The organism is Xanthomonas dyei (genome assembly GCF_002939865.1).
Taxonomy (GTDB): Bacteria; Pseudomonadota; Gammaproteobacteria; order Xanthomonadales; family Xanthomonadaceae; genus Xanthomonas; species Xanthomonas dyei.
In genome coordinates, this window is sequence record NZ_MDEE01000012.1 from 22,825 (window position 1) to 37,207 (window position 14,383).

Annotated in this window: 10 protein-coding genes, 2 other RNA genes and 1 pseudogene; 3 read left to right on the forward strand and 10 right to left on the reverse strand. The window is 64.8% G+C overall.

From position 1 onward, the window contains the following. Positions 1 to 33 precede the first annotated feature (33 nt). Positions 34 to 110, reverse strand: a non-coding RNA gene (locus tag XdyCFBP7245_RS09995) — sX9 sRNA. A gap of 172 nt (positions 111 to 282) precedes the next feature. Then, positions 283 to 1,791 (reverse strand): XopAH/AvrB family type III secretion system effector, encoded by a 1,509-nt coding sequence (xopAH, locus tag XdyCFBP7245_RS10000; RefSeq protein ID WP_104615532.1) that lies wholly within the window; start codon positions 1,789 to 1,791, stop codon positions 283 to 285. A gap of 582 nt (positions 1,792 to 2,373) precedes the next feature. Between xopAH and XdyCFBP7245_RS10005 the strand changes: the two genes are divergently transcribed. Continuing rightward, positions 2,374 to 2,444, forward strand: a non-coding RNA gene (locus XdyCFBP7245_RS10005) — sX9 sRNA. A gap of 54 nt (positions 2,445 to 2,498) precedes the next feature. On the opposite strand, the gene XdyCFBP7245_RS24910 is transcribed toward XdyCFBP7245_RS10005, so the two are convergent. From XdyCFBP7245_RS24910 to XdyCFBP7245_RS10030, 6 genes and pseudogenes are all read right to left on the reverse strand, one after another. After that, positions 2,499 to 2,702: a TonB-dependent receptor gene (locus XdyCFBP7245_RS24910; protein ID WP_244907795.1), complete on the reverse strand. Its 204-nt coding sequence runs from the start codon at positions 2,700 to 2,702 to the stop codon at positions 2,499 to 2,501. Beyond that, complete coding sequence (locus tag XdyCFBP7245_RS10010; RefSeq protein WP_244907796.1) at positions 2,645 to 3,331, reverse strand: hypothetical protein; 687 nt, start codon at positions 3,329 to 3,331, stop codon at positions 2,645 to 2,647. Before XdyCFBP7245_RS10010 ends, XdyCFBP7245_RS24910 begins: the two co-directional genes overlap by 58 nt. A gap of 394 nt (positions 3,332 to 3,725) precedes the next feature. Beyond that, on the reverse strand, positions 3,726 to 4,118 hold the full coding sequence (locus XdyCFBP7245_RS10015; protein ID WP_104615533.1) for a DUF2628 domain-containing protein: 393 nt from the start codon (positions 4,116 to 4,118) through the stop codon (positions 3,726 to 3,728). A gap of 146 nt (positions 4,119 to 4,264) precedes the next feature. Continuing rightward, on the reverse strand, positions 4,265 to 6,013 hold the full coding sequence (locus XdyCFBP7245_RS10020) for a sensor domain-containing diguanylate cyclase (RefSeq protein WP_104615534.1): 1,749 nt from the start codon (positions 6,011 to 6,013) through the stop codon (positions 4,265 to 4,267). Between the two features lie 144 nt (positions 6,014 to 6,157). Then, positions 6,158 to 7,324, reverse strand: a pseudogene (locus tag XdyCFBP7245_RS10025) (glycerate kinase); the annotation flags it as partial. Between the two features lie 84 nt (positions 7,325 to 7,408). Further along, a complete protein-coding gene (locus tag XdyCFBP7245_RS10030) occupies positions 7,409 to 8,647 on the reverse strand; it encodes a dipeptidase (protein ID WP_104615535.1) in 1,239 nt (412 codons plus the stop codon). A 309-nt stretch (positions 8,648 to 8,956) separates the two neighbouring features. Between XdyCFBP7245_RS10030 and XdyCFBP7245_RS10035 the strand changes: the two genes are divergently transcribed. Continuing rightward, the gene (locus tag XdyCFBP7245_RS10035) at positions 8,957 to 10,807 is read left to right on the forward strand and encodes an Svx/AvrXca family virulence/avirulence protein (RefSeq protein WP_104615536.1); all 1,851 of its coding nucleotides are present in this window, start codon (positions 8,957 to 8,959) and stop codon (positions 10,805 to 10,807) included. A gap of 336 nt (positions 10,808 to 11,143) precedes the next feature. On the opposite strand, the gene XdyCFBP7245_RS10040 is transcribed toward XdyCFBP7245_RS10035, so the two are convergent. Together XdyCFBP7245_RS10040 and XdyCFBP7245_RS10045 are read right to left on the reverse strand one after the other, a co-directional pair. Then, positions 11,144 to 11,464 (reverse strand): hypothetical protein, encoded by a 321-nt coding sequence (locus XdyCFBP7245_RS10040; protein WP_104615537.1) that lies wholly within the window; start codon positions 11,462 to 11,464, stop codon positions 11,144 to 11,146. A 321-nt stretch (positions 11,465 to 11,785) separates the two neighbouring features. Continuing rightward, entirely contained in the window at positions 11,786 to 12,952 is a 1,167-nt protein-coding gene (locus XdyCFBP7245_RS10045) for a class I SAM-dependent rRNA methyltransferase (RefSeq protein ID WP_104615538.1), read from the reverse strand. A gap of 264 nt (positions 12,953 to 13,216) precedes the next feature. On the opposite strand from XdyCFBP7245_RS10045, the gene XdyCFBP7245_RS10055 reads away from it, so the two are divergent. Beyond that, positions 13,217 to 14,173, forward strand: coding sequence for a TerC family protein (locus tag XdyCFBP7245_RS10055; RefSeq protein WP_104615539.1), 957 nt, complete (start codon positions 13,217 to 13,219; stop codon positions 14,171 to 14,173). The last annotated feature ends 210 nt before the right edge of the window (positions 14,174 to 14,383 follow it).

The window sequence follows — 14,383 nt, forward strand, 5'->3', positions numbered from 1 at the left end:
TTGCCCTTGAATTCAGCCAAACAGCTTAAGAGCGGCTCACACACCGTACCGAGCAGTCGTCAGGTGGGTGCGGACGGCGCTCTCAGCACCGGGGTGGACGCGTGGACCATGCCGCACCGAGCAACGGCCGCGCCCGCCTGGCGGTGGGCACAGTCGTTTTGTTAGCTGCTCTTAGGAATCGTCCAGGCGGCACGGCGGTGTGGCACGACCTGGTCAGGGCTCCGACATGGTGCCCGCGTTCTCTTGGACCAACCTCCACTCCGGCCGACTCCTGGCGGCGCGTCAGTCGCGCGTGGAGGCAAGCGTTTGGTGATCCGGCGGTTCGAACAGATCTGCGTAGCGCGCACTGAAGCTTTCACGGTCGGTGACGAAGGCTTCCAGGTCTGGCACATTTCCGCGCGCGAATGGGGGCAGCTCGACCCCATGCGCGTTTGCCAAGGCACGGATGGCCAATTCGGTCTTTGCCGCGCTTCCTCGCCGGTCAGGCATCGCATGAGCCATCCACCAATGCAGGTTGCCAAGCGCCGGCATCAGCTCGGCGGGATCGTGGCGTCGGGCAACCAGGTCGCCGAACAAGTTCTCGACATGGTTCATGATCGGCTGTACCAGTTCGAAAGGAGTGTGCTGGATGCAGAATGGAAAAGCGGCGGCTTCAACCGGTCCATCCTGTTCTGCGCGCCCCTGTTGGGCGAGCGGGTGGTGAAAGTCGTCCGGATTCACTGCCAGCCGTAGCTGGGTGAGCGGAATCTTTTCCCCATTCAATTCGCCCACCATTTCGAAGACGTCATGCGCCATGAACCCGTCGGGCGTCGTCAGCCCAGCATCCGCAGCAAGGCCATTGGCTTGCCGAACCAGCGGAAGCTGGCGCACTCGTTGTCGCAGATGCGCATAGTGCGGTGAGAGGGGTGTGGTGACGTTGGTCTGCCGTGGGTAACCAGCCGCAAATGGCTGAGCATCCCCTTCTTTCGGTTTGCCGGGACCACCTGGCTGCGCTGTTTGCTGGGTGGCCCAGCTATGACGCGCTGCGCCCGAGAAATCCCACAGTTGGCGGAAGGTCTGGATCTGCCCGCTTGCGATGCGTGCGCCTCCTTCCCGGGCCGTGGAATGAAAGCGGCGACCATACTGTTGATTTTCTGGTGTCGATTCCTGGTTGACGCGTAGATCTGGCCACCGTGCCACACCGGTCAACGCAATCTGTGTGGGCGAGAGTTTGCTTTGCGCCACAGGTCCTGGCAGTGCGTGACGGATGGGTGGCGATACGGCGGTGAACAGATGGTCCAGCCCCTGCGTACCAGGTGCCAGCGCCGCCGATGCCGCGGCCTTTAGCAACATCTTGGGTCCGTGCGTCGTGACGGATTGAATTGCCGGCTCATGGAAAAGACTGCTCTCGATGTGCAGCCTGCGTGCGCCTTGCTCTTCGGCGTAGAGCAGCTGCAACTGCACATCCGAACTGATCCGTTGCTCTGGAGTCAGCGCCTCGGAGGGACGGTGGCGCTGTAGATCCACGGTCACTTTTTCGCCCGGTCTGGACAGTGCCATCTCGATACCTGCCAAGGCCGCATTTACCGGCTGCATTGGCAGTGTTTGATGACTCGCACCTTCGGAAGTGTTCGCTGTTTCCTTCGTGCCGGCACAAAGCATGCCGGGAAGCGCTTTTCTCACCTTCCGTTTGAGTCCGCTCAGGGGGCCGACGGCGGTCGTCGATGCCTGCGGCGCATCTCTCAGTTGCGGTGACTGCGGTGTATCGCTCGAGGCAATGCCGCTGTGCGATGGCGCTTTGTTGATCTTCATAAGATCCGGTAGTGCAGGACTACGGTGTTTGTTTTTTGAACATAGCGCACAACGACTTGCATTCAGACGATGGGCTGAGAAAGTGGTGGCGCTTCAAGCGAAGCGTTCGTCTGCCCTAACCAAAAATGCAACAGTTCTGGCGGTGTCCCCCGGACCCGAAGCACCAGGAGACGTCTGCGCGCAGCTGCGGTGCTCCAAGCATGCGAACACGTCCGTGCTGCAGTTTGTGGATCGTGAGCGCACAAGGAGGTAGAAGACCGGCGCGCCTGCAAGCGCAGTGTCTTGGATCCACCGCATCGGTTCGAGCCGGTTCCAACGGGTGCCGTCCTCACCCGTTTTGCAGCGAGCAAACGTCATTGGAAATCTCGTCGCTCAACAGCGCATTGGCAGCCATAGCCCATTTTTGAATACGGTCGGCAGGGACGCGACCACGCTGCCCAGCAGCTGCTTGACGCCGATCAGGCGCGAGGCCTTGCGCAACTGACCAATGCTGAGCACCTCGATACAGCCGAAGAAGGCATTCGGAAATCATGCCGATCTTGACCGTTCAACCGACGCTCGGCGTCTTCGGCGACTTTTTGCAGGCCGCCTCCTTGGTTCTGAGTGCGCCGTCCACATCCACATGACGACTGCTCGCTACGTTTTTGTTGGCCGCTCTGAACGTATCGAGCCGCATTCATGACGACATGCGGTGGGCGATGGTCGGCTCAGAAATCGAACACGTATTCTGCCGCGATCTCGCGGCCGATCGGGCTGAACAGGCGACTGTTGTAGCACTCGTAATCGAGTTTGTACGGGTCCTTGTGGTTGTAGCCAGTGCTGTTGAAGACGTTGTTGACGTAGAGATTGAGCTTCATCGCCGGGGTGATGCGGTAACCGAGATTGACGTTCCAGGTGATCGCCGCGCCCACGCGGCCGTCGTATTTGCGTGTGCTCTGGCCGACGGTGGGGCTGGCCGGATCGGTGTCGGTGTCGGTGCAGCCGGCACGGTCGTCGGGCACGCCGCCATCGGCAAACGGTACGCAGCCGCCGGGTTGTCCAGCCGGCCCAGGCCCCAGTGCGAACGCACGCCGGGCACCGCGCCGACGCGGTCGCCGTAGACGGTGGCGTTCCAGTTGCCATAGAGCCAGTTCACGCTGCCGCGCAGCTTGCTGCGGATGTCGCGGTCGCGGCGCTCGGGGTTGGGGTCGGTGCGGTAGGTCTGCTCGCGCATCGAACGCAGCTTGGTGTAGTCGAGCCAGAGCGAGAAATCGCCGATGCCGGTCTTGAGCTGGTAGCGCGCCGACAGATCGATACCGCTGACATCGCGCTGGGCCAGGTTGATCGGGCCGCGCTCGATGGCGGTGATGGCGCCGCTGCCATGGCGGTGCACGCGCGCCAGGATCGAGGCGCAGTAATCGGCGCCGCCCCGGGTGGACCAGGCCTGGCCCGGGGCGACGGTCAGCCCGGTGCGGCAGCCGGCTTCGTCACGCAGGATGGTGGTCTCGTCGATGTCGCGGATTTCCTTCTCCAGGTGGATGCGCACACGGCGCCGCAACAATCCCGGCGGGCTCTAGCGGACCAGCTGTTGCGTAATTCCTTGCAGATCAATTGCTTGACGCGTTCAGCGATTGCTGACGGAAATTGCCAGCTGCGCTAAAGGATGAGGTCGTCTTGGGCAGGGGCTGGCCGGCGGTTTGACCGCTGCGGGTGTCCTTCTCCCGTGTACGGGAGAAGGTGCCCCGAAGGGGCGGATGAGGGCCGTGTTTCAGGCAGGAATCCGTCCTGAAAGCATCCATCCCCGGCCTTCAAGGCAGAAGCGACGACACACCAGCAACGGCGCGGGCGATGGCTCGCCAGTGTGGTGGCATCCACAAAAAAGCCCGGTCATCGGACCGGGCTCGGCAACACGTTGGCGGCGGCGGGAGGGGCCGGCGCTGCGGTGTGCGGTGACGTCAGATCCAGCGCATGCCTTCGAACGGGTTCCAGCTGGTGCTGCCCTTCGCCTTGTCCAGGTAATAGGCGTAGTTGGCGATCATGCCGGTCAGCAACGACAGCGGCAGCCACAGCACATTCTGGAACGCGGCCGGCAGGAACGAGGCCACGATGCTCAGCACGATGCTGATGCCGATCAGGCTCAACGCCTTACGCCACAGGCCGATGATGAAGAAATAGATGACGCCGAAGAAGAAGGCATAGAAATTCATGCCGATCTTGACCTTGTCACCAAAGCTCAACGTCTTCAGCGCTTCCTTGTACGCCGGCTCCTTGGGGCCGCCATGACGGTCGAAGAAGTCGAAGCGGAATTGCCACTTGGGGTTGAGCTGGGTGCGATCAAAGGTGTCCATTCCAATCCATGTAGTTGAAAACGGTTACATGATAGGCGATCGCGTATTCAGGAGCACGTGTTTTGCAGCGAACTCGGCAATCCGCGGCCGACCCACACCGGCCGGGGATTACCCGGCCACCCCCAACCATCTCCCAACGCCAGCCGCTACCGCTGCTGGTTGACCCCGCTGCCGCGCCGTGCGCGTCGCAGGGCGTAGAGCGAATGGTCGGCGCGGTCGACCACCGCGGTCAGCGCTTCGCCTTCCTGGCGCAAGGCCGTGCCCAGCGTGAACAGGATCGGCGCATCGTCGCTGGCCGCCATGTAGGTGCGCACCAGCTCTTGCAACTGCTGCTCGCTGGCCTGGTGCAGCAGCACCAGAAACTCATCGCCGCCCAGCCGGACCAGGTGGTCCTGCCGGCGCAACGGGGCATTGAGAAACCAGGCCATCTGCACCAGCACTTCATCGCCGCGCTGGTGGCCGTAGGTGTCGTTGATCAGTTTGAACTTGTCCAGGTCCACCACCACGCAGCCCCAGCGCACGCTGGCATCGCGCTTGTCCAGGTCGTCCAGGAAGCGGCGATTGAAGCAGTTGGTCAGCGGGTCGGTGAACGACCATTCCAGCAGCTGTTTTTCCTGCTGATGCTGGTTGGTGATGTCCTGGGCATGGGCCAGGACGATGGTGGCGTCAGACTCCACGTCGAGCACGTTGTGGTATTTCCAGTGGCGCAGGCTGCCATCGCCGGCCACCAGCTCGATCACGCCTGAATCCTGGCCGTCGAGCACCATGCGCGACAGGTAGCCGCGCACGCCGTCATGCCGTTCCGGGCGGATCAGCTCGAACAGCGAGCGGCCTTCCATCTCCTCCACGCTGCGGCCCAGCGAGCGCGCGGCCGCCGGGTTCACGCTGACCAGCCAGCCATCCATGTCGTGGGTGCAGATCAGCCCCAGGCTGTACTGGAACATCTTGCGGAACTTGCGCTCGCTGGCCGCCAGCGCGTCCACTGCGCGATGGCGGTCGGTGACGTCCTGGATGGCACCGATCAGGCGCATGCGACCGTCGACATGTTCCACCGCGCCGGTGCTGTGTACCCACAGGCGGCGGCCGGTGCTGCTGATCAACGGCAGTTCCAGATCCCAGGGCGTGCCCTCGTGCACGCACAGTTCCACCGCCTCGGTGATGACCGCACGCGCTTCCAGCGGGTAGAAGGTGACCGCTTCGGCCAGCGTGGGCTGGTAGCCCGGCGGCAGGTCGTGCAGCCGGCAGGTTTCGTCCGACCAGGTCAGCGTATTGGCGCTCACATCCACTTCCCAGCCGCCGACGCCGGCCACCCGCCCGGTGCGCTCCAGAAACGCTTCGCTCTCGCGCAGGCGCTGCTGCAGCCGGGCATTGACGTCGGCGCGTTCGAGCATCACCCGGCGCTGCTCCAGACCTTCGGCAGCGACCTTGGCCAGCTGTTGCAAGGCCGCCAGCTGGGCCAGCTGCAGCTGACGCGGGCGCTGGTCGATCACGCACACCGTGCCCATGCGCAGGCCATCGGGCAGCACGATGGGGGCGCCGGCGTAATAGCGGATGCCGGGTGTATCGGTGACCAGGGCGTTGTTGCAGAAGCGTGGGTCGGCCGGCGCGTCGGGCACCTCCATCACCGCGTCGTCCTGGATGGCGTAGGCGCAGAACGCCAGCTCGCGCGCGGTTTCGGACACCCCCGGCAAGCCGATGTTGGCCTTCCACCATTGCCGATGCTCGTCCACCAGCGACACCAGCGCGATCGGCGTGCCGGCGATGGCCTGCGCGGCCGCCGCCAGGGCATCGAAGAACGGCTCGGATTCGGTATCGATCACATGCAACAACGCCAGCCGCGCCAGACGCTGCGCTTCGCTGGTGGTGGATGACTCAACGGTGTCGCGCTGATTCAACGGCAAGCTCGCTCGTACCCGTGCAATCGGTCCAGTCTAGCGGACTGGGCATCCGTGCCCATCGGGGCTTGCGTGCGCCAGCACACAGGATGCGTCGTGGGCGCTGTCGGGGCCGTTGGCGGGTGCTGGCCGTGTCCGTGCCGCCCCGTGTTGGCTGCGGTCGGTGGCAGACCACAGCGTGCCGCCCGCCTGCAGCACCGCCGCCACGTTACGCGCGGTGATGCGCACATTGCGGGCAGCATCGGCCAATGCCTGCTCCAGGCTGCAGGCGCCAGGCACTACCGCAAACATCGCAGCGATGCCCTGCGCGTGCAGCTGTTCAGCGCCGTGGCCCAGCGATCCGGCAATGGCGATGACCGGCGTGCCGTGCCGCTGCGCCAGGCGTGCCACGCCGACGGGCGTCTTGCCGCGCAGGCTTTGGCTGTCGATACGGCCTTCGCCGGTGATCACCAGATCGGGTTGCGCGATCAGCGCCTCCAGCCCCAGCGCCTGGGCGACGACCTCCACGCCCGGACGCAACTGCGCGCCCAGGAAGGCCAGCAACCCGGCGCCCAGCCCGCCGGCCGCACCGCCACCAGGCAGCGCGTGCAGGCGCACGCCCAGATCGCGCTGCACCACATCGGCGTAGTGCCGCAGGTTGGCGTCGAGCTGGCGCACCATCGCTGCGGTGGCGCCCTTCTGCGGGCCGAACACCGCCGCGGCACCGCTCGGGCCGATCAGCGGGTTATCGACATCGCAAGCCACCTCGACGTGGCAATCCTGCAGACGTGCATCCAGGCCAGCGATGTCGATGCGCGCCAGCGCCGCCAGTGCCGCACCGCCGGGGCCGATCGGCGTGCCATGCGCATCCAGCAGCCGCGCCCCCAGCGCTTGCGCCATGCCGGCGCCGCCATCGGTGCTGGCGCTGCCGCCGATGCCGATGATGAAACGCCGCGCGCCGGCATCCAGCGCGGCCAGGATCAACGCACCCACTCCGGCGGTGCTGGCATGCAACGGCGCGCGCTGCGCCGGCGGTATCAGGGCCAGCCCGCTGGCGGCGGCCATTTCGATCACCGCGGTGGCGCCGTCGCCGGTCAGACCGAAAAAGGCCTGTACCGGCGTGCCGAGCGGGCCGCTGACCGTGCATGTGATCACCCGCCCGCCAGTGGCAGCGACCAACGCATCCACGGTGCCTTCGCCACCATCGGCCATGGGCACGGTGGTGTAGTGCCACTGCGGGAACACCTGGGCAAACCCGGCTTCGATCTGCGTGGCCACCTCCAGCTCAGACAGGCTTTCCTTGTACGCATCCGGGGCGATGACGACCCTCACCAGCGACACGCCTGCGATAGAGGACACCACGCGGCTGCGCCGATGCGCTGCGGCGATGCCACCTGCAAGGTGCAACGCATCGCCCTACGTCGCCTTGGCCTGCCTGGCCGCGTAGTCCTGCGCCTGTTGCATCACCCGCAGCAGGTTGCCGCCCCAGATGCTGGCGATCTGCGCTTCGGTATAGCCCTTGCGCAGCAGCCAGGCGGTGATGCGCGGGAGCTTGGAAACATCGTCCAGCCCGACCACGCCCCCGCCGCCGTCCCAATCCATGCCGATGCCCACATGGTCGGGCCCGACCACGGAAAGCACGTGCTCCAGATGCGCGAAGAAGTCCTCTTCGGTGGCGCGCTTGATCGGGTAGCGCGCATCCAGGTCCTTGAGTGCGGCGCTCAGGGCGGTGCCGTCGGCGATCTTGACGTGTTCCCAGCCGCCATACTGGTCGGTCAGCGCCTTTTCGGCGGCCTTGCGCTCGGGGCTGGCGCCACTGTCGACCAGATAGCCGCCGTAGGAATTCACCTGGATCACGCCGCCGTGCTCGGCCAGCACCTTCAGCCGTGCGTCGTCGATGTTGCGCGGATGATTGAAGACCGCACGGGCGCCGCTGTGCGAGAGCACGATCGGCACCGGCGATAGCGCAATCAACTGATCGAACACCGCATCGGAAGCGTGCGATTGATCGATCACGATGCCCAGCGCCTGTGCCTGTTGCACCAGTTGCCTGCCGGCAGGGCTCAAGCCCTTCCACTCCGGCCCCTTGGGGTCGGTGGCCGAGTCGGCGAACTCGTTGTTGAGAAAGTGCACCGTGCTCATCAGGCGCAGCCCTTGAGCGTAATAGAAGCGCAGCAGCGTGGGGTCGGCCGCCAGCGGGCTGGCGTTTTCCATACTGATGTACACCACGCGCTTGCCGTCGGCCTTGATACGTGCGGCATCGGCAGGCGTGGTAGCGGCAGCGAAGCGCTGCGGTTGTGCGGCCAGCAGATTATGGATCTTCATCAGCCGCTGCAGCCCGGCATCGCGGTCGTCCAGGTGCGCGGTCGCACTGCGATCGCCCTGGGCGGTGTAGACCGCCCAGAAGCCGCCATCGAGCGCGCCTTCGACCATGCGCGGGTAATCCACCTGCGATAGCCGGTTGCCAGCATGCGCCTGCAATACGTCGAAGTCGGGCCGCTCCAGATTGGCCGGCGTGTCCAGATGCGAATCCAGCGTCACCAGGCGCTTTTGCAGCGCGGTGGCGCGCGCCAGTTCGGCCTTGGAAAACTCCAGCGCGTGCGCCGAGCCAGCCAGGCTCAGCAACACGGCCACACATAACAGTTGCAGGTTCATGCGCGCTCGCAGACAGGTGGGGTCCTCCGATCATAGCCGCAGCGCGGCCGCGCGCTGGCCGCGCATCGTGCACGCAAATGGCCCCGTCATGGCCCGCACAAGTTCAACCAGCGCCACACCACGAGCGCCGAACACGTTGCAGTTATAAAAAATACATAGTCAAAGCAATTGCGCGGCGGCCGCCGCTACGCACACTTGCGCGGCCGTCGCTGGCGGCAGTCCCCCACTCCCGATACCGCAGACCGCCGTGCTTTGAGCGCGCGACGTGCGGGTGTGCGCAACACCTTCCCTCTTTGGCGAGACCCCTCTATGTCCATCGCATCGCGTGCGCTGCACAGGCGCTTGCTCATCCTTGGTTTGATCGCCACCGGCCTGGGCGCGGCCTCTGCCGCGAGTGCGGCCTGCACCGCCGGGACCTGGACGGCGCGCGTCAACGAAATCGGCATGCCGCCGGTGCGCTACGAAACGGCGCATTTCGCTTTGCGCTGGAATGGCGACGGCGTCTCCGATGCGGATGTCCGCGCCGCCGGCGAGCATCTGGAAATGGTCTGGGATACCTTCATCAATCGCCTGCAGTTTCCCGAGCCGTTCTGCAATGTCGCCACCAAGTACAAGGCCAACCTGCACCTGGATCCGAGCTTCGGCCTGAGCGGCGGTGCAACCGGCAGCGGCGGCATGGGCATGTGGATGGCGCCGGGCGGCCTGCGCGACCACTGGGGCTTGGCGCACGAACTCACGCATGCGCTGCAGTACCAGGCAGGCGGTTTGCAGGAGTCCGAATACACCGGCTGGATCTGGGAATCGCACGCCAACTGGATGACTCACCAGCTGCCGGAATTCCACGGCAGCGACGTGCATTGCTCCAGCATGCTGGTGAACTACCCGCACGTGTATCTGGGTTCCACGCGCGACCGTTATTGCAACTGGCAGTTCATGGAGTATCTGAAGAACCGCTACGGCTACGCCATCATCAACGACATGTGGAGCAAGGCGCCGCGCATCGACAACCCGGCGCGGCGCAGCGCCGATCCGTTTTCGGTGATCAAGACCAACATGGGTTGGACGCAGTCGCAACTGAACGATGTGTTCGGCGACTGGGCGATGCGCAACGTCAACTGGGATTACACCAATCCCGACGGCAGCGACCAGGGCGTGCTGTATCGCGCGCGCTATGGCAGCAATCTGTCGTTCGACCCGCAGCGCACCCAGGACTGGGACAACCGCGACCGCGCGTTGCGCATGACCGTGCTCGACCCGGTGGCCGGCCAGGCCAACCGCTATCGCGTGCCGTTCGAATGGGCACCGCAGCGCTGGGGCTACAACTTGGTGCAGCTGATCCCCGCCAGCGGCGCCACCACGATCCAGGTCGCCTTCGAGGGCCAGGTGCAGAGCGCAGCAGCCGTCACCAGCCTGCCCGGCCTGCTCAACGACCCGACCAGTATTCCCACACCGGACTCGGACTGGCGCTGGGGCGTGGTGGCCATCGACAGTGCCGGCAAGGCCCGTTACAGCACGCTGCAGCGCGGCGCTCAGGCCAGCGTCGGCATGCCGCTGAAGAGCGGCGACCGCGCGGTGTATCTGATGGTGATGGGCGCGCCCAGCACCATGCAGCAGATCAAGTGGGACCAGTCGTACTACGCGATCTACCGCTACCCGTGGAGCGTGACGCTGACCAATGCCGCGCCAGCCGGCAGCCAGCCCAATGCGCCCACGCCCACCCCGGTGGGACGTCGTCACGCCAACGGCGGCGGCTGGGTCGCCAATACCGCCAATGTCGCCTCCACCGCCTACGTGGGGCCACGCGCACGCGTGCTGGCCGGCAATGTGCTGGGCAATGCGCGCATCGACGGCCATGCCACGGTGATGGGCGGCACGGTGCAGGGCAATGCGGTGCTCGGCGGGCTCACCGTGTGGCATCCGGGCGCCACCATCGGTGCCACTGCGCAGGCGCATACCGTGTTCATGGGCCCGGGGGCGTTCGGTGCCATCAACGTCGGCGGCACCGCACAGCTACGTGGCGATGTCGAAGAACAAGGCGCCTCGCCCACGCAGGGCGTGTTCTACGGATTCGTCGATTCGGCCACGATGACCAACCCGGAGTTCGGTGCAGACCTGCGCCAGGCGGTGCCGGAAATCACTGCGCGACCCGCTGGTTGGTGATCTTGCGCAGCTGCAGCAAGTAGCTGCGCATCAGCGCAAGAAGACTCCACACACAGGGCCAGGGACGGCCATCGATGCGCGCGCACAACGCACACGCCGCATGCGCGCGGCATTGGCAAGTGTGGTTTGTTCGGCCTGTGCACGTCGCGTTTGATTTGGCTGTTTTGACCACGTTACCGAACGACCGCTACCCGGTTCTGAAAACCGCTGGTGGTCCTGCGTGACGGGTGTGGCGGCGATCGCATGCAGGCCTGCGTCTACTCGCAGCGTTCTGGCCGCAGGCACACCAGCACTGCACATCGACGTTGCCGTGCACGCTGCACGCCTAACGCAGGCTCAATCGTCGAGTTCGGCCAGCCGTGCGCGCACGCTTTCCACATCGATGTGCTCGCGCACATGCGGCCACTGCCGCGCCCACACCGAGCGGAACACGATCCACGCGCCGAACACACCCAGACAGGTCGAGCCCAGCGCCAACAGTAACGGATGCAGCGGCGAGCCGGTGCCGGTCTGAAACAGATACATGAACGCCCCGGAAAACAGCAGCCACACGCCGAACACCGGCCAGTTGCTGGCCAGCAGGCTGGCATTGGGCCGCTCGATCTCGCGCAGCAACCGGCGCAAGGCCTTGCGTTCGTCTTCGTCGCTGGACGTCATCGGCTGGTGCTCCCTAGTGAATGTCTGCGTTGAAGTCCTGACTGCAGCGCGCTGCGATCACCCATTGCCATGGCGCACAGACCTGCATCCGCTGCGCGATGACGATGACCGCACCGCCTCACCTGCACCATATGGAACAGCGCACGCCACGCGCTGCGGCGGCAGACGAGAACGCCCGCCTTGCACCGCTTACCTGCAGTGCAACGCAGCCGCACAACGGCGCCGTCATCGGGCGGCCACGACTGCAATGCCACCAACCTGCAGCTGCACAAGCACGCAGCAGGCATCAAACATCGCCCGCTGCCTCGGATCCGCCGTCTGTCACATCACGCGACAGAACACCGCCTTGAGATAGCGCGATTCCTGCACGTGCGCCATGAACGGATGGTCCGGGCCGGCGCCGGCCACTTTCAGGATCTGGATGGTGCGGCCGGAGAAATACGAGGCGCGACGCAGCATGTCCAGAAACTCCTGCTCGGCCACCAGGCCGGTGCACGAGAAAGTGGCGAACAGGCCACCGGGCTTGACCACGCCCAGCGCCAATTTGTTCATGTCCAGGTACTTCTTCAGCGCCGGGATCACCTGCTCGCGGTCGCGGGTCATCTTGGCCGGGTCCAGGATCACCACATCGAACTGATCGCCGCGATTGGCCGCATCGCGCAGCCACGGAAAGATATCGGCCTGCACGAATTTCGGACGCACGTTGTTGAGCTTGGCGTTGCCCTTGGCAATGGCGATGACGTCTTCGTCGATATCCACGCCCAGCACCTCGGCCGCACCGCGTGCGGCCGCATACACCGCAAAGCCACCGGTGTTGCAGCACAGGTCCAGCACGGTCTTGCCTTCCACCTGCTCGCTCAGCCACTGGCGGTTATCGCGCTGGTCGGCAAAGAACCCGGTCTTGTGCGCGCCGGCCGGGTCGGCACGGAACTTGATGCCGTGCTCGGTGATCACGGACGCTTCGGTGGTGGTATTGCTGTGGAAGTCGAAGCTTTCCTGCTTTTGCACGTGTTCGTCGGCAAAGCTGTGGAAGCGGCAGCCCGGGAACTGCTCGCGCAGCGCCTCGTAGATCCATTCGCGGTGGCGGAACATGCCGGCGGCGAAGAACTCCACCACCACCAGGTCGCTATAGCGGTCCACCACCAGGCCGGACAGGCCGTCGCCTTCGCTATGCACCACGCGCCAGGCATCGGACACGCCGTCGAGCTTGAGCCAGTCGCGGCGCAGGCTCACCGCCGCGGCGATCTTGCGCGAAAACCAGCCCGCATCCACCGGCACCGACTGGTCGATTTCCAGGATGCGCACGGCGATGCGCGAGTGGCCGTTATAGAAACCGCGGCCGAGCCATTCCCCATCCACGCCGACCACATCGACGATGGTGCCGGGTTTGGGCTTGGCGATAGGCTTTTCCACCAGCTTCTGGAAGATCCACGGGTGGCTGGAACGCCACGCATTCTTGAGTCGGACGACGGGGACAGGAGTATTCATTCACCTATTGTATCCGGCTGGATTGACGCGCCAGGCCCCTGCCCGCAGAATCAGCCCCAGAAGGGGAGTAGCTCCCAACGTTGTCGCCGTCATTACGAGTCCTGCTCCGGCAGACGCTCCGGTGCAACGGCAACCGGTCTGGCCGGTTGCGAGCGAGACCTTCGCCGCGCAGGCGAAGGTCCGTCACCCGGAATCCACGATTTCCGTGTCACAAGGCCTCAGCCCAACCGGCTGGCCAGGTCGTTTCACTTTTCGGGATTCTTTATGCAAACCATTGGCAATGTCTGGTTATGGGGCGGTTTCGGGGTCGTGGTGATCGCCGCGCTGCTGATCGATCTGGTGCTGATGCGCCACGGCGGCGCCCACAAGGTCACCTTCAAGGAAGCCACCTGGTGGAGCATCGGTTGGGTGCTGCTGGCGCTGGCCTTCAATGCCGGGCTGTGGTGGTACCTGCAGGGCACGCTGGGCGATGCGCAGGCCGACCAGATCGGGCTGCAGTTTCTGACCGGCTACCTGGTCGAAAAATCGCTGGCGGTCGACAACATCTTCGTGTTTCTGATGGTCATGACCTACTTCGGCGTGCCCGAAGAACAGCGCCAGCGCGTGCTGATCATCGGTGTGCTGGGCGCCATCGTGCTGCGCGCGATCATGATCTTCGCCGGCTCGATGCTGCTGGCCAAGTTCCATTGGCTGCTGTATGTGTTCGGTGCGTTCCTGCTGCTGACCGGCATCAAGATGTGGTTCTCCGCCGGCAAGGAGCCGGATCTGGAAACCAACCCGGTGTTGCGCTGGATGCGCAGCCATCTGCGCCTGAGCCCGCAATACCACGGCAACCTGCTCAGCGTGATCAAGGATGGCAAGCGCTGGTTCACCCCGCTATTTGTGGTGTTGATCCTGATCGCGGTGATCGATGTGATCTTTGCGGTGGACAGCATCCCGGCGATCTTTGCGATCACCACCGACCCGTTCATCGTGCTGACCTCCAACGTATTCGCGGTGCTGGGCCTGCGCGCGATGTTCTTCCTGCTGGCCGGCATGGCCGACCGCTTCCACCTGTTGCCCTACGGCCTGGCGGTGATCCTGGTGTTCATCGGCACCAAGATGATGATCATCGATCTGTACAAGATCCCGGTGCTGGTCTCGCTGGCGGTCGTGGTCACGATCCTGGTGGCCACCATCGTGCTGAGCCTGTTGCGCCCAGCCAAGCCGGCCGGGCACTGAGGGGCTGGGAATCGGGAATCGGAGGTGTGCTTTGCTGCAGATGCTGGTGCAAGGGACGCCGCGGTTTCGCTTCGTCTCTTGCCACTGAGCCCGGTCGTGGTCTTCGGCCTTGATCGGTGGCTACGCCGCACACTGCTCGGCTGGGCAGCAGCGCACCACAGGCGATACCGGAACATCGGCGCCGCGCCCTGGTTGCCACCCGATCATCTG